The organism is Pedobacter frigiditerrae, from assembly GCF_004331645.1.
Taxonomy (GTDB): Bacteria; Bacteroidota; Bacteroidia; order Sphingobacteriales; family Sphingobacteriaceae; genus Pedobacter; species Pedobacter frigiditerrae.
This window is the reverse complement of sequence record NZ_SJSK01000007.1, coordinates 77079-99366: the sequence shown is the minus strand read 5'-3', so window position 1 is coordinate 99366 and position 22288 is coordinate 77079. Positions and strand designations below refer to the sequence as shown.

Genomic DNA, 22288 nt, shown 5'->3' with positions numbered 1-22288 from the left:
TTTGATACATTACCCACTACCCTACCTAAACATATATCCAATTGCTGTAAGTGAATAGCTATCTAATGTTTTATCATAATAAACCAGACCGTAAGACATTAGTTTTTTTAATCCTGATTGCAAGGTTTTAATATTAAGATTCAAGTCATTACTTATTTGTTTTCTATGGAGATTTATTCCATCAAATAATTCTTTTTCATTTAACCAAATACTACCACGCAAATAGGTTATAATGCTATCACATTCATCTTTCTTTATTAAATCTCTATTGAATATATATAGTTTTTCGCTGAATTGAATCGTACTATTCAACATATCATAAAGGTCCATCAGAAAACCTAAATACCATTCTGTTTCATCCCTAAAATTTAAATTATAAACATCTCTTTTATATTCAATAAGGGTATTAGATTTCCCAGTTTTTTTTATTTTAGATAAATAGAAATCTATCAAGCCTTCTAGTTCGGCAGTCAACAAGATTAATGATTTTTCATCGATTGACCAAAAAGGAATCGTTGAATCAATATAACTAAACCTCAGTTCCTTTATATCTTTTATGGAAAAATAATCCCAAATTATATTTCTATTTATTATTGTAGAACTTATACAAACTTGATTCATCTCATTAAGGGGTTTTAGTAAAGGTAGCTTCGATGCCATTCCCAATTCTTTTAACTTCTACATTATTAAATCCAGCTGCTTTTGCTTGCTTTCCAGACCAGGTTGAAAAGGCAGCCTCAGACTCGGTTAATTTATTTTTTAATGAATTATAAAAGGTTTGTAAGTTAACTGAAGAACCAGTTTCATATTCAACACTCGTTATCCATTTAGCAGTAAATTTATCAGTTTTTGTTGTATTAATTGCAGTTTCGAAAATTTTTGTCCCCAAACCCTTTCCTTGTAAATTCTTAGGAATATACAAATCCAATTCTAAACCTTTGTCAGCCGAATACGAGTAATATCCAAGCTGTTGTCCTTCATACTCAGCAAATGTAGTAGAAACACCCCTAGAAAATTTAATTGAAGACTTTAATAATGGTAATGCTACATTGAAAATTCTTGTAAAAGCAATTTCACTTGTATACATCAAAAATGCATCACCCGCATATTTCCAAGACTCCTTATTCTGTAGTTCTCTTCCGTCTTGTGTTTTTGCTGCATTATCGTTAAATGCACTAAAAAATGTAGCAGCTGTAAAAAACTTAGTTATGGCTCCACGCGTGAGCAAATTGTCTGCCATAATAATATGACCCATTGCCTGAGTTTCTATCTTCGCTTTTATTTCAGCAGCTCGCTTAGCATTTCCAGTTTTCAGAGCAGCATCTCTTTGTCTAGACAGTGAAGTCATATATGCATTTATACTCGCAGATTCCAAACCATCCAAGTCAATAGCTTCAATTGGCGTATTACTTGCAAACTGGTATGGTGTCAATTCTGGATATTTAGACGTTATCGGATCCACACTCAAGAACTTCCCGATCCTCGGGTCATAGATCCTCATCCCATAATCCTGTTGGTTGCCCTCTCCCTTCACATCATTGTCATTTTCCTTGCCGTTAAATCCATAACGGTAGGCCAGTCCCCATTTCCTTTGGGGCATCTGGCTACCAAAGCTATAAAAATCCTGTGAACTTACAATGGTTGCACTCAGCTCACCGCCAACAAGTCCCCGGTATCCATTAAGCACCACCATTACGTTGCCCAGGTGGTTGGCCAGCTCGTACTGCTTCAGTGACAGGTTGCCCCATTTATAGGCGGCGCTGTCGCTTATAAGAGGAAAGTTTGGCTTCCACATCCCCAATCGGCTACTGCCATAAAGGCCCTGTTCCTTCCATTTAATGGTACTGCCGGTCTTCTCGTAAACCGCCAGGTTGTTGCCCTGAGCGTCCCTAACGTAATAGGTGCTCAGGCCATTCAATGCCTTGCTCACCCTATTACCGCTTGGGTCATAGCCATAGCTGATATTCCCCGTAGCCTTGTATATCTGCTTGATCTTGCCATAAACGTTCCAGTCTATGTTATTTAGCCCTTCGTTGCTGTCGCTTATCAGGTTGCCTATGGCATCATAGCCATAGTTGGCCTGTCCCTTCAGTTCACCTGTCTCATTACTGGTCGTATTGTCATCCCTTACATAATTCAATCTGTTGTTCACCAGCTTTCCATTGGTATAGTTGTAGCCATAAGCCAACTGGTCCATGCCTGCGCCACCTGCCTTGTTCCTGCTCAGCGAGAGTATGTTGCCATTGCCGTCATAACTGAAGGTCTCGCCATAAGCGGTGTTGCCGCTCCCATCGTTCCACAAGCCCGTTATGTTGTGCTGCCTCATTACCTTCAGCCTATTCAGCTGGTCATAGCCATAGGTGTAACGCATTGGGGTGCTCACGCTGTCTATCTTGGCTATGCCATAGGTACTGCTGCTGATGTTGCCATTGAAAAGCCCCTTGCCACTTATATCATTACCACTCTGTTGGTAGTTAAGGTTAAAGGCATTGGCCGCACTGCCACCAATAGGTGCAAAATCGCCACTGTAATAGCCAAGGCTATAGGCCAGTACATCCTTTGCCATGTTGCTAACACCCTTGCCATCACCACCCATATCCGTGTCCCGGTTCAGCCCACTTCCATTTACGCCCTTTAGCCAACCCTGCAGGGTATAGGCATAGTCACTACCCTGTACCTGGTATTCCTCCTCGCCCAGCTCTACCCTGGCCAGTGGACCATGCAGGTAATATTTATAAAAGGCATCTTGCCTTAGGTTGGGTTCATTGATCTTGCTGCCAACGCCATAGCTTACCACCGTGGCCTGCGTACCGCTAAAGGCCTTCATTAACCTGTTCTCGGCATCATATTCATACTGGTAGTAGAAGCGGTCGTTATTGGCTGCCCCATGCTGGTAGGCCAGGAAGTTAACCTTGCCACTGTGCAGGTCGTACTCGTAATCCAATTGCTTAAGCCCTAGCCCATAAACCTGTTGGTACAGTGTTTTCACGTTGCCCGTTACATCGTAACTATAATAACTGGCGTTAATATTGTTATTACTCCTTGTTTCACGGTATATGCTGGCCGCTACCCTTTTCCTTAGGTTGTTTAGGGTAAAGCCACTGGCAATCCCCCCGGTTGCCGCTGGCTGGGCATCGTAAACGGTTTGGGTAAGCTCGGTATCATTGCCCTGGTTGGCTGCCAGGAAGCTAAGGTACTTGGCGTCGGTCATGTAGTACGACTGGTGCATAGAGGTGTCAATCGTATTCTTTAAACCAACCTCCGTGATCCTGCCCAGTGTATCGTACTTGGTAAAGCTAAAGTTATTGAGCAATTGTTGCTTGGCATTCTGCGAAACTACCAACCTGCTCTTGTAGTCATACCAGAACAGGCTCTTTCCCGCATCTGGCGTATGCTGTTGCGTAACTTGGTTGGTACTGTTATAGGCATAGGTAGTGGTTAGGCCATGCGCTGGATAGACTCCATTGTACTGGGTTTCCTGCGTGGTGTTTGCTGCCAGGGCAGTTGGGCCGCCCTCTGTGGGTAGGTTGAAACGATACCAATATAAATTGGCCAGGTTGTAGGCGGCAAAGCAACTGCTCCTTGCATTCGCCAAGATCTCGGTCCCCGTCATCAGCCTGCCCTCATAGATACGGAGGTGCTTCAGGTTGGCCATGTTTACCGGCATGGTAACAGGGTTGCCATTAATACCCCAGGCACAACCTGCACTTGGTGCGCCAGCTACAGGACTATATTGTATACCATTTACCCATATCTGTAAACTTCCAGTAGCTAAGCCTGCGCCCTGCACCACAACATGTGTCCAAGGAGCATATAACAAGGCAGCACCCACGTTAGCGGTTACATGATTGCTTAAGGTAATGCTCACATTGCTTGCTGAGGTTTGGTTAAGGCTAAATATATCAACGTTTAACAGGTTACCATTGGCACATACTTGTACCATGTACTTCCAATCTGGCGTATGCGCAATAAATTGTCTGCCCCCGGTGTTTTGGGTATACATCCAAAATTCCAGTGCATTAGTACCACTTGTCAATACATTGGAAAGTTTTTGCAGGGCCCCATCTTTAACGGCTGCTGTATCTGGTCCATTGTAATTACAAACAATTGCTTGTTTTTCGCGAGCCTTGGCTACTAATGCAATTTCTTCTTTGTTAAGGGCACTTACACCCTCTGGTGGTACAGTTCGCACTAAGTTACCTGCTGCATCATAATAATAAAGTGTGTAATGATAGGTTTGTTTTTTAACAATGGTAGACACATTTACCTGTGCACTGGCACATTTGCTCACATATGCATTACGGAATTTATTTTTTTCTTCGGTGATGTAAACTTCATAATCGGCCTCACCATTGGCGTGGGCTATACTAATCAAGGTCTTGGCACAGGCATAAGGGTCTTCTTCTACACCAGAAAAAGGTGGTTCATTACATAACAAACCAGTACCCGCTGCTGCAAACTGCTGGTAACGATCGTAACCAAATGAGAAACCAAACTTGTGGTTCAAATAATTAGACACAATGGTTTCGTAATTTGTCCAACTGCTACTTAATGTACTACCAAAAGCAGTGTTCAGTGCAGTCATGGCCGTGTTATAGCTATTGATATCGATACAACCCTGTGCACCTGGGGTTAAAAACACAGGTAGGGTTAAATCTTCAGACAATAGGTATTTACAGTTACTGCAACCTTTTAACAAGATTTCGAACTGAGCAAAACTAAGGGTCATGGCAGCGCCATAGCTACTTTGTAATTGTGCATAAAAGGCACTATTGCTCAATGAACTTGGATTTAAACTACTCAACTTTGCACAAATTGCTGCGTTGGTATTGGAGATAACCGTAGGCGTGGCCTCATGCACCACATCATAAGGATAAACATCATCTATTAACCAAGGGTTAATGCCATTGGTAAAAGTAGTTATACCTAGAACAGCTTTAATCACATCGCCAAAGTTATAACAAGGTGTACTGCCCACCATCACAGGGCTCTGGCCTGGCGCTATACTACTAGATCCTGTAGGGCGTTGTATATCACCACCTTTTTTACAGATTTCAGCAAATTTTTGTGCCAATAATATTTCATTACTTGCAGATATACTGGCTGTATCTAAACGATTAACCCAGTTTACTGCATTCTGATCACAAATTTCATTCAAGAATGAGGCTGCTTCTCCTTTAGTTTTTGCATCTAGCTCACTTTCAGTTGCCGTTACAGTGCCACCAGGAACCAAGTTATTGAACCTCGAAATTTTTGAAAGCAATATAGTAGGACAAGGATTACCTCCTTCACTGCCCCCACATAAAGTTGTTTCCTCACAAAATGAAGAACCAGTAATGCTCTCTATACAGTTGATACCAGTAGTAGTAGCTATACAATACGAAGCAACGCCTTCATCAGCATAAGAAACAGATGTATAGTCATAATGGCCACTAGATTGGCCAATCGGAATGGTAATTGGTATACTAAATGTCCCTCCAGTAGAACCACCGCCACCAACAGAAACCGCAGAGCCATAACTAACAGTTACTACAACCGGACTTGTAGCCACCACAGGGTTTCCGCTTCCATCATGTAATAAAATGGTGGTTCTCCTATTCCAATTGGTATAACTACTACCCATGCAATCAATATTGTAATTTCCGAAATCGTCATCGCTAAGCGTGGTACACATGGCACTTCCAAAGCCCAAACTCATCGTTGTACTCCCACCAGATTTTGAAGCTGTACCTTTAGCAGCAGTATTTTTACCACTGGCCATTTTGGCTAGAATTTTTGCTTGTTTGCCATTTACAGAATTACTATCAGGAATTAAGTTAGCTACCCACACATTGTTACGGATGATAAAATTCCCAGGTCCATTCTGTAATACAAATCGCTCTTTAAAAGCATAAGGTGTAAATCTATTTTTTGTACTTGGTGTTTTTGCTTGTTTGCCTTTTAATTTTTCAGTGGTTTTTATGCTGTAAATACTTTGATCATAATAAGATGCTGCTATTTGCTCATTGCTGGTTTTAGCAGCCATTAATTCTACATATTCTTCACAAGGGGGTGGAACTACTAAATTGGTGTTACCGCCACTGCTTTTACTTTGTGTTTGGTTAACCGTTTGTGTATTGGCAACAATAGCCGATTCCATAAACTGAGGAAGTTCTACATCGCAAGGATTTTGATTGTAATTATTACATACACTTACCCAAACATTATAATAGTTAGTTTGCACACCGGCACACCAAACAGTATAACACTCATAAAAACTTGGTGAAACTGTATTGCCGTTGCAATATGCCGTAGGAGGATTAGTAGAGCTATAACCAGTTTGAAAGGTATAAATATAACTATAACCACTACCAGTTTGCGCAAAAACATTACCTCCCAAATTTGAGGTAGCATACAGTACACCCGTAACCTCGCAAGTAGCAATGGCTTCTGTACAAGTAATTTTCCAGACATTATACAATTGTACGGTAGTACCCGAAAAGGTAACTTTAATACAATCGTAAAATACAGGAGTAGCAGTAGAACATAACCCTGTTAAATTTGGATTCACATCAGCAGAACCAGATAGAAAAGTATAAGTTGTTTTTAAGTTGGCGCTGTAATTACTTTCTACAAATTGATTAGGGGCCGTTTGCACACCCGTTACCCCTAGGGTTAATATATTAGTACAGGCAGTAGATGGGAGTACTGGCTTTGCACCAATTTCACAACTATGACATTGAGCTTGTCTCACTTTTTGGAAATATTTCTCCTTTAATTCAAGGTATATATCTCTATACAGAGCCCACTCCCTGTTTTCTACCCTACAAGAATCTTTTGGCAAGCAGTTATCCCATATAGCAGGATTTGTGCTTGAATTGGTGCTCGCATTTGTATCTGAACAATACAGAGAAAAATCTACATATTGACTTAGGTTTTTAGTACTGAAGCTAGTTAATTTTAAGACTTTTAAACTATAATTAGTTAAATCTGCTGCAAGACTATCTGCATATAAATGTCCTTGTCCAGTTGACAAGAAAAATGGATCGTTAGCCAAAAGCCAAGTTGGACTTGTTCTAGTATAAGCTACCCCTGCCACAGCATTTACATTTGAAGCCTTATTTGTTCCCTTCAACCGGTCATCCCAAGCCACTGAACCTGCATTACTACGGCAAAATTCAAGTTTACAATATTCTGGGTGAAAGCTTAGAAATTGCGCTGCCCATTCGGATTGCCAATATTTAATAAGGTCTGCCCTTGTAAAACCAGCTGCATAAGGGGAGGTAACCGAACCATCTTCACGGGTAATCAAGTTAGCTTTATAAGTGGCATTAGCCGTATCTAGTATAGTATTAAATGCGCCATTCTTAAAATAAAGCTCTATTACATTAGTGCTCAACTCTAAAAGTGTACCTGTACTGTCAACCATGGCGTATTGTCCTCCTGGCGACACATCAAGTCGCATCGGAATTTCATACACATCACAGGGAGTTGGGGCACTTATACAAGTTGATTCTAGGTTACCCACCTTAACTAGCAATGATTCGTATATGGAATCTATCTGTAAGGTATAATTGGTCGAATTTTCTTTTAAAGAATCTAAATGAGCTTTAAACATACTGGTAAATTGTGGCTTAGTGCCCAGCATCATTCTTGCAGTTTTACAGTCATTAAAACACTCAATAAACTTACTACTGTTTAAAAAACGATCAATAAATACCTTTTTCTTTTTAATTTCTCCATTAATTTGTCCGGCATCTATAAACGCTTTGGTATAATTTTGAATTACAGTATCACTTAATGCCAACGTAAAACTGATGTAATACTCTCCCATTTTTTCAAGGGGCACCCTTAAGGCAGTATCTATATTAGCAACAAAATTGCAATCACTTACCTTAGAACCAAAATGAGTAGTACCTACATTTTTATAAACCTCTTTATTACAATCATTTTTTACCACTATCGATAAATCATAATAACAATTGCTACAAGGTTTCCAAGCACCATCAGGGTATCTACTAATTAAATTTTCAATATTGTATTTAAGATAGATCGTATCCTGCAATACAGTTGTATAGGTAGTTGTTGCCGTTAATTTCAGGCTACTGGCATCAAATTTAAATTGTGATGCCTTAATCAGGTTAACCGTATCTTTAACAACTGCGGGTTTACCTGGTAAGCTCTGTACATTGGCAGGTGTAGCACCAATCAAGGCTGTGGCAATGGTTTTACCACTAGCATTTAAATAACTAATGCTGGCTTGTCCATTTGGGTCTATCACTGTATTTTTAAGGTAATGAATGGCGTCTCCAACATCATTACCAAACAACTTATCTAGCTCTTCTTGCAAAGGTTTATCATAAAAATATTTTGTAGTATGATCTCCTGTTGCACCTGGTTGAAAAGTTTGCCCAACTCCACCTTGAATTTTAGGACGGCCAGTATTATCTGCTGTAAATTTGGTTAAAGAGTAGGGATATCCAAATGCATTTGGCGTATATTTCACAAATGGGTTAAGGCCAACATAAGCTGCATCTTCGAGAAACTTATTTTTGGATGAATAATACCTAGCAGCACCGTAAAGACTCATGCTATCCAAGGGTTGAGGCAAGGTTAAACAGAGCGTATCATTAAGTTTAAGGTCCTTGAAACTAAAAGATTTACCAGCAGTGTTTAAATTAAACCCTTTAAAATAATGAAGATGCTCTGGGTTTCCGTTTCCTACCTTTACTGGGGTAGGTAAAATACTGGCCACCGCACGTCCAAATTGATCGTAAACATTTTCTTGCACTACCGCAATTGCATCAGTATTGTTTAAGGTTGCAGTTTGACGACTTCTTAATGTACCATCAAAATAACTAACCACCTCTTTTTTCTTTCCTTCTTCTGCATAGGTAACTGCATATTGCCAATTGAGGTCTTTCTCGTGCCAATTTAATTCCCAAATAGCATAATCACTATCTGTTTTAACGTAAGACCACTCTCCTTCTTCTCTTAACCCTATAGAATTATAGGATACCTGCCTCATTCTTACAAAGATATAATCGGCATTAAATAACAATGATATATTATAATCCTGCTTATTAGTAGTTATCCTAGTTGCATTGTTCCTAAAAATGCCAGCTAATTGAGCAGGTGCATAACTTCCCAAACTGCGAAATAAGGTATCCACCTTACCATAAACTTCGCTCAGAGAATCAACAATTACCCATTCAATATCGTACTCTTCTTCACCTACCACATTATCCCAGGTAAGTACCAATTGGTTACTTGCATTAACGCTTCCTCCAGATAGGCTTCTCATCGCAGCACCAGCCTTAGGGCTTGAACTTAGCTGTCCATTTATACCGATAAAAAGATGAGGCTTAAAAAGATATTTACGTTCAATAACAATGTTGGCATTTAATTGTAATACTGGTGGCATTTGTGTGCCAAACTCTGGGCTATTTACATCAAGTACCTTTACTTTTACCTCATACCCATTTGTAAAATCCTTATGATCTAGGTATTGATAAGATGCACCATATGTTTTGTTATAGTTTACATTTAAAGTAATGGTATCTATTGTTGGTATAACCTGTTCTGGAGAGCTAAAATAAGATACCTGCAATTTCATGGCGCAGCTAAAACTTTGGCTAATGGCCTGTTCACTTAAAACCCTTAAGCTAATGCTATTCTGTACCTTAATATTGGTAATTTCAGCCCAATTGAAAACCGGGTTACGGAATTTCTCATCCTTAACCATTAGGCTATCTCCCTTTTTTATGGTTCCCTTTATAAAATTCTCATAAGGCTCTGTACTGGCATAGCTTTTAGTAAAAAAACATAGCAATAAGCCTATAAAAGTTAAGTTTCGGAGCGCAACTGACATAGTGACTATTTAAAACTGAAGTTTATTGATTAATTCGTAAGTGCTGTATGCAGGGCTAAGTGTCCAATCTTTACCCTTTTTATTCACAATTTGCTGAGCTAAGAATTCATTTAAATGAGATTCATCACTGGTTAAGCTAAGGTCCAAGTCTATAGTTTTATCCTTTTGCTTATTCTCTGGTTCTTGAAAATTGCTTAACCTTATATATAATCGCTTTGGAAGTAAGGTAGTAGCATCATATACCAATTTATATTCTTTACAGGTTAAATGATAAGGATTGAGTAAACTCACTGTTCCTTCTACTTTGTTAAGGGTTCCTGTAACCGAATAACCTTCATCAACAATTGTTTTCATTAATTTATTTATGTCAGGCATCAATGCTAGAGGAATTACCTTTTTGCTTGGCGTTAACATCACTTTTAGATTTTTATGATCTACATAGGTTGATACCTCATTACCATTAGACATCTCTATATCGCCAAGCTTAAAATAGAACTGATTCCCCTTTCGGCTATATACATAGTTTGCATTTGCAATGTGCTGAGTTGAATCTGCCCCATCAATGGTACTTAATCTCCCTTTGATTAAAAATTCTGCCCTATTCACATCAATCTTTTCATAAACTGTTTTAAATAGTCTTAATTGAGCGGTATCTACTATATTCACATAGCTTGTATCAACTACTTTTACTTTAGCTAAAGGCTTAGTATTTTCTTGATAGCTGTTCCAAGCCAATACAGAGCTAAAACCAAGTACAAGTATAATGGCTGTTAGGCCTATAAATTTCAACTGACGAGTATCAGATGGTAGTTTCATTTTCATATCCTATAATAAATTAGGTTGTTTGCGAAGAGACGATCTATTTTCCTTTATGGTGATAATGCCTCGCTCTGTTTCTTTCTTAACCCTTACCAACGAACCTTCGTCATCATATTCATAGAAAGTAGCGAAGGCATTTTCGTCTAGTTCGGCCATCAGTTTAAAATTCTTATCACTATAGGCATAAGATTTTAGATGAGCATTGTATGGAAAAACCCTTATATCATCTATAAACACATTTGGCTCATTAGTTTTCATAGTAAGAAAAAGCTTAGTTCCGGTAAGTCCAGTAAGGTTAATTTCACCTTCCAATAATTTCCAACCTTCAATTACAGCTTTACAATTAAAGCTAACCGTTGGGCCATATCCAATTTCATCTTTTGCTGTTGCTGTAATATAAGCGTTCTTGTTTTTTGCCTGTCTGTCTTTTACCCATACACTGATGACATATTTTTTAGACTTGATAGGTTCAAAACCTCCAGGATAAAGCCCAGGTGTATTAATTAATGAAAATTGACCATCGCTTACACTTAAGTAACTATTTGTTTTATGCTTTTCGGTATGCATTTTAGTTTCTAGCGTAATACCGGTTGAGTTGAGCAAATAACTGTAATTACCAGTATGGGAAATTGTGTCCTTTGTATTGGAGTTAAAACCCGTAGCAGTAAAACCTGTAGTTGCACAAATTGGTGTATGTGCTACCTTAAATTTTACATCTTCAAAACTGTTCACATAAACTTCACGATTCATGGCGTTTGAAGCTACCACAGATGGTAATTGTCCATTAAAATCAAAATTGGCAGCACTGTATCGACCTAAAGCATCCCTGTTTTCTAATTCCTGTCCATATCTATCATAAAGGGTAACCTCATTTGCAGTAACCCATTTGCTTGCAGCAATGTTCTTTACCCAAATGCCCCAACTATAGGCGAAATAAGAATTGAATGATTTAAAAACACCCGCATCTTTGAGGTTCATTCCCTTTTTATTTGCCGAGAAGGTATCATCATAGGCTCTGCTTTCTTGATAAACATTTTGTTCATAAGGCCTCCAATTACCTTTAATACCCTCTACAAACGGATTGTAAAAATTATTATAAGTAAACCGCCAAGTTTTTACACCATTGATTGTCCTAAAACTTTGCAGATTCTGGCTTTCGGCATACGAAAGTAGATTCGCAGTGTTAAAAACCATGTTAAAGCTTGCTGAAGATGTGGCATTTACCAATTCGCTAATGGTATTATCATAAATTTCGACACCAAAACTTCCTGGATTAGTAGTTTCTGTATTGGGTGCCAAAGGATAGTTATAGCCTGCCACTTCAATTACATTTTTCCCCTGCTTTAAACTAATTGGAATTACAGTCCAGTACCTAGGCTCATTATCTGTATTCGGAATATCAACTCCATTTATCTTAATCCGTACATCATTATCCCCAGCATAACCCATGTAATAAGTTTTTGCCTCGGCAGTAAATGTGGTTGTAAAACCAAGGTATTCACTTAAACTATTGGCTACAGGTAAATTGATCCATATTCTAGCAGAATTTAATCGGCTAGACAACACAGGATTGCTCGTATAATAATATGGATTTCCTAAGTATGGATAAGTCTCCTCCGCAAAAATCCTAGCCCCATAACTACCGTGAGTACTGTGAAAGAAAGGTTGTTTGAACTTAAATTCATAGGCAGTATTTTCTATCCTTTCAGTGGTTTGACCACAATTATCTCCAGGCCATTCATCATCGAAAGTATTAGCACTGGCACTTATGATCTTATATTTTGCCAAGTTTTGAGTTCCAGTTAAAATGAGTTTATCATTTTCTATAGGGTTTCTTAAAGAAACAATACTTGCTGCATTGGCATCCATTTGATTCCGATAACCAGATCTAATCACCTTAAATGTATCCTGGTTTGGATCAATGCTATTTACCCTTGCTCCAACTCTATCTATTAGCATTTTTGTAGGTTCTATCAATTGTATATATATACCATAGCCTTCTGATCCAGGTCCGCTTGCAATTGTTGTTCTATTGTTTATTACCCAATAATGAATGCCAGTACTGGTGTTTACCAATTCATCACCCTGTGTAAGCAATGTTCTGTAAGACTCGTTAATTTCTTTTAAACTACTAAGCGTTACATCTTTAAGCACCATACCTAGATTTTGATAAGCACCTCCCATTTTGCGATATGCCCAGTAAGCAGGAAAATTAACAGCGTAATAATCCTGATTAAATTCATTCTGCGTTTTAGTTATAATTGCTTCACCGGTTACACCATCATAAGCTACGTTTTCGACATTAACTTCAGCACCATTTTCCATTTTGGTTACCTTATGTATTAATCCACTCAGTTGAATTACTTTTACCGCACAAGCTGAACGAAAAAGCTTATTATCATTATTCCCGTTAATGGGCCAATGTGGTATTGGGATATTGAGAACTGGCATAAAATCAATCCCCAAATTAACTGTAACACCAGAGTTCATACTCTCCTGCTCTCTAAAATCAGTAAAAAAGTCAATATCCCTACCAATAACCCGATCATGCCTCAGCACCCCATCTGTGTCTAGTATGTCAACAGTATTCTTTAATTTTAAAGTTGCCGCTTTATCATCCTCTACTTGATAATGATAAGTTGTACTTGATATCTCGGCACCAGATTGATTATATAATCTGTTTGCCTTTAACTTACCATGCATATCATTTATGGTAATGGTATAACCTTGTGATATAACCAACTCCTCCAAAGCACTAGTAAAAACTAAGCCGTAAGTATTAGATGGTCGTGGATTATAACGTTGTGGCTCAGTAACAACTACCGATACCGGAAAATCTTTTGCCGTATAAAATTCATTGATGGAAAAACCAGTTTTTGGAAGCTCTTTTTCAGTCTGATTTTCTTCTAAATCTCTTACCGTTACCTTACTATACCCTACACTTGGGCTTGGAAAAAACGACTCACCAAATGGTTCTTCTAACTCAAAATAGTTATTAATAGCTCCTTTAATATTTTGAATGTAAGCTATAGGTTGTTTTAAGGCATTTTCATCGTTGCCAATGCCGGGCTCATAATTGGCTACACCGCTACTTATCTTATTGCCATTTAATGATTTTGTGGTATAATCAAATGTTTGCCCATATATTCCAGCTACTACATTGGTGTCACTTGTAAAAACATCCCATTTATCTTGAATGGCAATTTTTCTAATCCTAGAGCCACCTCCTATTTTTTTACCTGAAACTTTAACAATACGAGCAAAACTTTTATTAGGGTCAATTATACTCGCATAACCTTTTCTAAGTCCTTTTTTATAAAAATTCTCTTTCAGCTCACTTAAGTTTTTAGCTGCACTTGCTACTGCAGTTACTGCAGCTTTTAAAGATCCTCCCCCATTATCATTAATCCTATTCTGAAAACCAGGGTAAGCATACCTTGGATATTCATTTTTCATCCTTTGTAAAGCAGCGTGCCTAATTGGATTGATATGTTCTCCAGATACCTCTATATTTTCAAGAATAACGTTGACTTCATGGGTTGAGCCAACCATGTTAACTCCTATTACCTTGCTATAACAAGGCACAAAATCATTGTCCCTTCCATCTGAGTTTGCATTAGCAGTTGAAACCTTGATGTAAGTCTTAGAATAAAGATAATTTGAACCGTTTAAATATTTCTTCTTAAACCAATCTAATAATCGAGCTCCGCTATACCCTATTGGCGGTAAACTATCTAGGTTAAGCTTAATACCAGTAGCTCCATTTAAAGAATCACCTGATCCCACGTTCGACTTAATAGGTACCATCACCATCGCTTCCTTATCTTGCACGTAGGCATAATCATCTGCCTCGTAAGTAACATTAATGATGCCGCCAGAAGGAAGTTTAATTGAACTGATTTGGTATAGGGCTGCTAAAGCATCTGCTCTTGTTTTATCTTGATCGGCATAAGGAAATTCTTCATTGCTAAGTCCACCCTGATTTATGTTCCGTTCTTTAAATGAACCCCATCTATCTGTATTAAAATTAGCATAGGCACCATTAACAGCACCAACATGGTCTGTATAGGTAAAAATATAAGGATGATTAGAACCTTTTTGGGTATTGCCATATTCAAACCAAACTTTGGTTAAAGTTAATTTACCGCCTCCCGCAGCTATAGAATTAGGCGTATTTGGGCAAAGTTGGTAATCATACTTAAATTTAACAACCTTAATAGGTTTGCTCATATCGGCCTTAGAGTATAGTCTAATTTCTTTTAAGCTTTTTTGACGTACAGTATTATTTTGTTCGCCCATTATATCTTTAACACCTAAACCGTCTAATCTATCCTCAGTAATAAAGTAGGCTATTTTTGTTTTGGTTTCTATGGAATTAACATAACAAATTTCTTTTTCTCCATAAATAATGCTCCCCTTATCATCATCTGGATCAGCTAATAAAGCCCTATTGAGAGTTGCGGTTTTCTTAAGGTTACCGTTAATCTTATTATTATAAGGAGTTCTCCACTTATAGTTAGCAATTTTAGAATATTTAAACTTAATAGCCGTACCGTTATCGTCGTCAGTTATCCCATTACCTGTTTTATCTACATAATCTGGTGATAATAGACCCGTTAAGAGATAGCTATGAGCATATGCAGCTTGGGTTTCTTTATGCTTATAGTGATCAATCCCTTTATTTTCTGGTATACCTGCATCTATATCAATCAACCCATTTTCTACAGTATAGGTTTTTCCAACTGCAAAAGTGTACTCTTGCTGAGTAAGGTTATATACTGGCATTCCATAAACTGCTCTTTGACCAGTGCTTTCATTCACAGTCATTTCTGAGATGTGGTGTGCCTTTCGCTTACCTTTTATTCTGGCTTGATCTTCAATTGCATTTTGAACATGTTGAGGTGGGGGAACAAATGAACCACTTTGGTTAAAAGCATAAAATTTTAAGGAATGATCTAAACCTGCAATACCTGCATCCTTTGCCGTGAGATAAGAAATGAAAGTCTGCTGACGTTGAGGTTCGTTTTTAGCTATGGGTGAAGTAACCTGATTAATGTTAGTAGCAAAATTAGTTTCAGTTTTAAATGCTGAATTTGCTGTTTTCCCACTTATTTCTACCGAAAGAGATTTAGCAAATTGATATTTGCTAACCATTGAAGAATCTTCTATGTTCTTTTCATCTATTTTTCTAAAAAAAACGTGCTGTTTCCTTGGATTGGCACTAGGTTCATCTTGAAAATCACCATTTTTTAGATAATTGTTATTTGAGGTCCACTTTCTAGTGATATTTCTTGTGTCTTGATTAAAAAAGGTTACACCTATATGTTTTCCAACTCCCCAACCAAAATCTCCACCTATAGAATTTCCCGTAGAAACATCCATTGTCTCATTATCAAAGTAAGCACCAGAGCCACCTCTATATAACCTAAATTGCCCAGAGCCAGCTTGACTGTTATACATAAAAACATCTGGTGTGGCTACCGGCAAAGCCAAATTTGGCAACTCTGGTATAACTGGATTATCTTTCTCTCGAATAAAATCCATCACCGCATTTTTTTTATTTTTCCCTTGTTCGGCATATAAGAATCCATAACCTTGGCTTACCAAGTGTTTATTGGAAACTTCTCTTTTATTTCTATAGCCTGTTCCACCTCCTCCAAAAAAATAAAATGGGGTAGCAAAACCTATGTCAAAACTGAAAGACCTATAATCAGCCTTATAAGGGATTTGAATTTTTGGCATCAAGGGCTCTGTATTATAAGAAATGGAATAATCAGAATTAGCTTTAACCCTTCCAATATAACCTCCACCAAAGCTTAATGACTTCATTCCTGCTCTTGTATTATAACCTAGAGAAGAAGAAAGCCCGTAACTTTCTGTAACCTTTTCCTTGGTATAATTACCGATTGACATATTTACATAAGGGCTTACATCAACCCCACTTGCCGTACTCGAAAGTACCGATATACCCATACCTGCGGTCAGTTTCCCTTCATTTGCTCTTGAAAAGGAAATTCCTGCATTTGCACCTATTTCTGCGCCTATTCCTGTATAATTGTCACTAAAAATTCCAAAAGTTAAAGAGCCAGTAATTTTCGGACCTGATGCACCGGTTATTTTACCTCCATCATCTCTTATATAGTTTCCCCTAAATTCAGTCTTTCCCGTTATTCTTCCCCCAACTGTAATCTTTGGTTTTACGTCATGCTCTGTTATGATTGTATCGCCCGAGAAATCATCAGCCATTCCTCTTAGTTGACGATTAATTGCACCAACGTTCAAGTTCCATCCTAAACCAACCCAAGTAGCTTCATCATCTATACCAGCTCCCGATTGGTAACTCATGCTTATTGGATATCCATCTACATCTAATAAGGGTATGTTATATTTAAAATCACCACTAAATAAATCAACCATGTCTGTAACACCTGCTGGCTGAAAAGATTGTGCCTCAGGTTGTGAAGGACCAGATGTTAATGCATATGAAGTTAAGGGCTGTAAAATATTCAATAGCCAAACTGCCAATAACAGTTGTGCAACCCTTTTAATTCGTCTGTTTTTTATAGTTTTATTCATCTTGCTTTAAACTCAATTGATACGTTTTTCCGGTAATATATTTGTCTTTATAGGTCAGATTATTTTCTCCAGCATTGCTATTATAGAAAACTACCATATATTCAAAACAGTTATTTAATCCATTCGCAATTGGAATTAATTCATCTGCATATTGTTTACCCATTTCGCTTACCTTATAGAAACTACTATCCATTCTATAGGCCATTTTTTCATTCATTTTTTGCCCTTCCAATGCTGTACCTTTGAAGTGATGAAAAATTCTCACTTTATAGGTCAATGCTCCATTTTCAACACTCGCCTTCAAGGCATTAATTACTAGGTCTTTATCAACTAATTGATCCTTCGATTCTTTTCTATTGCATGACATTAAAAAAATCGCCACTATTAAAATATACTTCCTCATTGAGCTTCCTTATAAATAAACCTTAAACTTTTACTTGATCCATTTGGCAACATAGCTTTCAAAACATATGAATGTCCATCGTTAAATGAAAAATTATTGCTAAGGTCCAACCTGATCTTATTCTGTCCCTTTTGCAGATTCACTTTGGGCAATCGTCTAATTTTTTGGGTGGGGTCTGTTAAGCTCACAATACTATATTGTAAGGTCTGAGCTGAATAGGAGTTAATTAAAGAAAACTTAATAAGTCCTTGGGCTACGTAATAATTCCCTCTTGATAAATCCTCTATATCCCTATATCCATTGTCATCTTCGAGCTTAGCGCTTACCGTATCGGCACAATCTACCTTAAACGACCATACCTCAGACCGGTTAATGATAGCTTGGCCCTTGTAAACCGTTACCTGCCAAGCATATTTTTTACCTGCGGTTAAATCTCTTGAAACGGGTGGGTACATTAACAAATTGGTTAAAATCCCCTTTTGGTTCACTATCGGTAAATTATAGTTCAGGGCCTCCACTGCATTTTGTTTGTCTTTCATTTCTACCAAGGTGAGCTGGTAAAGGGAACCTACCACTTGCGGTAAAGAAGGTTGCCAGGTAAACATGGGTCTCTTTTCGCAAATCTGGTCCTCGTTGTAAGGCTCTATCAAATCAAATGGCGCTGGGGGTGTAATTTCTTGCGAAAAATTCTGGTCTATGATAATCTCTTCACTTGACGAAGACGCCATGACCACATAGTTATAATCATAATCGCCCATAGGGAAATTACCGTGCTGGCGTATATAATTACCTGTATTGGTATTACTAATGGTTACCTTCGCAGTCTTAACGGTTGATGGTGGCAACAAGTTCATGCCTGGCACAATGGTAAAAGGCTGTGTTTGGATGCTCAACACCTTACCTGTTTTGGCCTCGCTAACCGTAATGTTTAGTCTTACGCTCTTTCTATCCTTTAAACTATAGATGCTGGCACTCATGAGCCCATCTATGCTTCGCCCAAATAGCTCTGGCACAAATTGTATGCTTACCTGACTAAATGCAGGTACCGATACAAAAAGGAGGATCACTAATATTAATCTTTTATAACTGATCATTGTTTGTCTAAATAATATTTGAGTGAAAATTCTGCCCTAGCCTTCGAAAATAAATCTGGGTAAAGCGGTGTAATTAAGTTTTTTCTAACATCGAGATAGGCACTTACCTCCAAGTGTTTTTTAACCATGGTTTGTATGTTTTGTCTAATGCCAACCTGCTCTGCTATGCGCTGGTTATTGAGGTAGGTAACACCCGATGATAAAAAGACCGACTTAAATAAGGTATACTGACAAGCCATGTCTGAGTTAATCATGTCGCCCAGAATAGGATTTGCAGTGAGCTGCTTATTGTAAAACACATTGCCATTGAGCGAGAAACTCTTAAAAACAACAGTTTGTGCGTAGTTAGCCTGTATAAAATTAGTAGCCACCATGGTAGCGCTTCCTTGGTTATCCATGTCTTGTTTTGCCAGGGAAAGATGACTGAAACTAGATTTACCAAAGATTTTATAGTTGGCATTAAAGTCTGTTTGTAGTTTCTTGGAAGCATAAACAGGTAAGGCCTGTTCAACACCCACTTTATTTACCCCATTCTCTAGGTATTTTAAGCTTAGCGTATAAGACTTAGATAACCTGATTCTCGAATCTAACTGTACGTTATAATTTCTCCAGTGCGAATTGTTACTGGCGCTGATTGGCGTATTTTTCATGTCAGTTCTGAGGTAAAAAGTAACCCTGTTATTAAACATGCTCTTTTTTACATTTCCACCAAAACGCATGTTCATGTTGGTATTTCCCTGCTGACCTGGATTTTGAAAACCAATACCCGAATAACTGAAGTATACATTACTTTTTAGACCCATTTTTCTTGAATCTAGACCATGGTTTAAGCCAAATGACATGGTCTCAAAAAGATCATCCTTAAAATAATTACCCTTGGTTAATTGATCTGCCAAAACCAGCTCTGGTCCATTAACCAAGTTATTGTACTGCACGGCAGACTTCGAAACATCAACCGTTAACTTGCCAAAATCATTAAGGTTTAAGTTTTGTGAAATGGTAAAAACCATGTTATTTCTCGGCACGGCAGTAGACAACAGTGTTGAAGTATTTTGGTATTGTTTATCATAGAGACCTACCCATGATAGTTTACCACTGCCAAAAGCGAAATTGGTAGTGGGTACACTTAAATAGGTATACAGCTTGGGCGATGAAAAATTAGAACGTGTATACTCCATGTCTTTAGGCTGACCCAAATCTTTATTGGTAGCAATACCAACCGTTACTGGGCCACGGGCCGTTCTAACCGCCAAATTAACCCCATTTAAAAACAAGTCCCTATTCATGAATGAGCCCGGCAATAGGTTAGCAAAATTACCTGCCTGAAATTCCTTGATTTTTGAATAAGCCTTTTGGAGCTTTTGAAGTTCTGGCTGATTGCTGAGCTGACTGATAAATAAGGCTTCCAAATCGCGTTCGCTGATTTTGTTATTCACAAACTTCTCTAAAAGCTCAATTTTTTCTTCGTCTAAACCATTATCGCTTAACTCTTGCTTAACAGACTGCACATAGGCACTTACCTCTTGTACCTTTGTATTAAACACTTGAGTTAAGCTATCCTTTTTACTATTGTAAAACTCTTCTCCCTTATTTTTGGCTTCTTCTTTAAGCTCATTCATCACCGAGCTAAGCTTAGCTTCTACCTGCTCTTTACTCATGGATAATAATTCTTTAATCGAATTAGGGTTATTGAGATAAGCCATTACCTTTTGGTTATTTGTAATCTGTTCTGGCAAGCCCTCTTGAATTTTCTCTCGAATGCCTTTTTTAAGGTAATTCTGGGCAGTCATGCTCAAAAACTTCTTGCTTTTTAGGTTTTTATACTTTTGAAGATCTACTTGATAAAGTTGTTGCAACTGTTGTTTGGCCAAATCGACCTTGAAAAGATTTTGCTGACTAAAATTGAGTTGATTAAGTGGGTTGTAATTGTTAACCAACGCTAAGTTGATGGGAATTTTGTATACTTCAAGTTGGCCATCAAACGAAATTCTATTGAGATAATTCGATCCTGAAATTAACCCCAAATTTTCTCCGTATTGGACGGTATTTTCTATACTGACATTTTTTAGCTGAACTTTCTTGCCAACAGCGGTCGAATCTTTCTTTAGAATTTTGGCAAATGCAGATTGGTTAATCTTATCGTTAACCGTTTTTTTTACTTTTTTATCGATATGAGCCAGCTCCTTAATTTTGTTAGAATCTATCTTTACAGCGTTTTTAAGCTGCTTCTTAACCGAATCAACATTAACAACGGGCTTTTTAACCTGGGCAAAAGTGGCACTCCCAAAAAGGAGTAACACACCAAGTGCGAGCATTGTTTTTTGTATTGCCATCATGCCTTTTATTTTTCACCAACTGCCATTTTTAGCTACAAAAAATGTTCAATATTTTTACATTAACATTTTTTGTTTAAATCAATGGATTTAATGTTTTAGATTAGTTAAATATTACGGTTCCTTATGCCGAAGATGGGCAAAAAAAGAAGTAGAAAAAATGCGATAGGAGCCGCATTACACATAAGGTTATTTTGAACATACCAAACCATCATAAGTGCTGATGAAAACTTTAATCGACTCACCATAAATACCTATCTAATTAACGCTCTATGAAATTCAATTGTGTTGCTGTTGACAGCGACAAACACAGCCTTGATGCTGTAGCTAATTACCTGGCTACCCTTCCCCATTTCAATCCACTCATCATGTTTACCGACTCAATTGTTGCATTAAAGTCGCTCATGGAAATGGACAACATTGATCTTTTGTTAATGGATATAGACATGTTGGCCATTACAGAAAAAGAGCTCACCGCATTGCTCAGAACAAAAATCAGAAGAATAATAATTACCTCAACAAATCAGAACCATGCATTTCAGGCATTTGAGGTAGATGCCGATGCTTTTTTATTAAAACCCTATGCTATCTCTAAATTTGTAAATACCATCAATAAGTTAGTATCAAAAAAACCAGTTACCGAAAAAAGAGAAATGGTACAAAACGACTTCTTTTTCATTAAAAACAAGAATGAGAAGTTTAACATGATAAAGATTAAGCCCGAAGAAATAATTGCCATAGAAAGCCTACAAAACTACATTTCCATACAAACCTTAAATAAAAAGGTAGTTGCACATTTAACCTTAACCAAAATCAAGGAAATATTAAAGGAACAAGAACACATCATGCAGGTTCATCGCTCTTTCCTGATCTCAAAAAGGTACATCGAAGAAATTGAAAGCAATACCATAAAAATGTTTGGGAACATCAACATCACCGTTGGCGAGAATTACAAAAATGACCTATTATCTTACATTAAAGAAAACACCATACAGACTGGCAGGAACGCAAGTTAAATTTAAATACCCATCTACTTCATCAAGTAAATATCAACCGTATGGCATTCTCATCAGGTGGAAACTAGGTTCATCTTAGTCTTCCGATAAGATTTGCAAGGTGCGCTATATTCATCGGATGACAATCAGCAATGAGATGGATAGTACAATTAACGCATGGTTAATTTATTATCCAATCGCTGTACTATCGTTCTGCT

8 protein-coding genes are annotated in these 22288 nt (G+C 37.7%); 1 reads left to right on the top strand and 7 read right to left on the bottom strand.

Features of this window, described 5'->3' with window-relative positions; all coding sequences use genetic code 11:
* Positions 1 to 21 precede the first annotated feature (21 nt).
* The 7 genes from EZ428_RS21535 to EZ428_RS21505 are packed head-to-tail and all read right to left on the bottom strand — an operon-like array spanning position 22 to position 21078.
* Entirely contained in the window at positions 22 to 660 is a 639-nt protein-coding gene (locus EZ428_RS21535; RefSeq protein ID WP_131555411.1) for a hypothetical protein, read from the bottom strand.
* Positions 626 to 9850, bottom strand: a complete 9225-nt coding sequence (locus EZ428_RS21530; protein WP_131555410.1) for an RHS repeat domain-containing protein — start codon at positions 9848 to 9850, stop codon at positions 626 to 628. Before EZ428_RS21530 ends, EZ428_RS21535 begins: the two co-directional genes overlap by 35 nt.
* Positions 9851 to 9859: 9 nt before the next feature.
* Positions 9860 to 10672, bottom strand: a complete 813-nt coding sequence (locus tag EZ428_RS21525) for a hypothetical protein (protein WP_131555409.1) — start codon at positions 10670 to 10672, stop codon at positions 9860 to 9862.
* Positions 10673 to 10675: 3 nt separating this feature from the next.
* Complete coding sequence (locus EZ428_RS21520; RefSeq protein WP_131555408.1) at positions 10676 to 17245, bottom strand: hypothetical protein; 6570 nt, start codon at positions 17243 to 17245, stop codon at positions 10676 to 10678.
* The gene (locus EZ428_RS21515) at positions 17238 to 17648 is read right to left on the bottom strand and encodes a hypothetical protein (RefSeq protein ID WP_131555407.1); all 411 of its coding nucleotides are present in this window, start codon (positions 17646 to 17648) and stop codon (positions 17238 to 17240) included. The genes EZ428_RS21520 and EZ428_RS21515 overlap by 8 nt, the downstream gene beginning before the upstream one ends.
* On the bottom strand, positions 17645 to 18742 hold the full coding sequence (locus EZ428_RS21510) for a DUF928 domain-containing protein (protein ID WP_131555406.1): 1098 nt from the start codon (positions 18740 to 18742) through the stop codon (positions 17645 to 17647). Before EZ428_RS21510 ends, EZ428_RS21515 begins: the two co-directional genes overlap by 4 nt.
* A complete protein-coding gene (locus tag EZ428_RS21505) occupies positions 18739 to 21078 on the bottom strand; it encodes a hypothetical protein (protein ID WP_131555405.1) in 2340 nt (779 codons plus the stop codon). Before EZ428_RS21505 ends, EZ428_RS21510 begins: the two co-directional genes overlap by 4 nt.
* Before the next feature lie 269 nt (positions 21079 to 21347).
* On the opposite strand from EZ428_RS21505, the gene EZ428_RS21500 reads away from it, so the two are divergent.
* Positions 21348 to 22091, top strand: a complete 744-nt coding sequence (locus EZ428_RS21500; protein WP_131555404.1) for a LytR/AlgR family response regulator transcription factor — start codon at positions 21348 to 21350, stop codon at positions 22089 to 22091.
* Positions 22092 to 22288 lie beyond the last annotated feature (197 nt).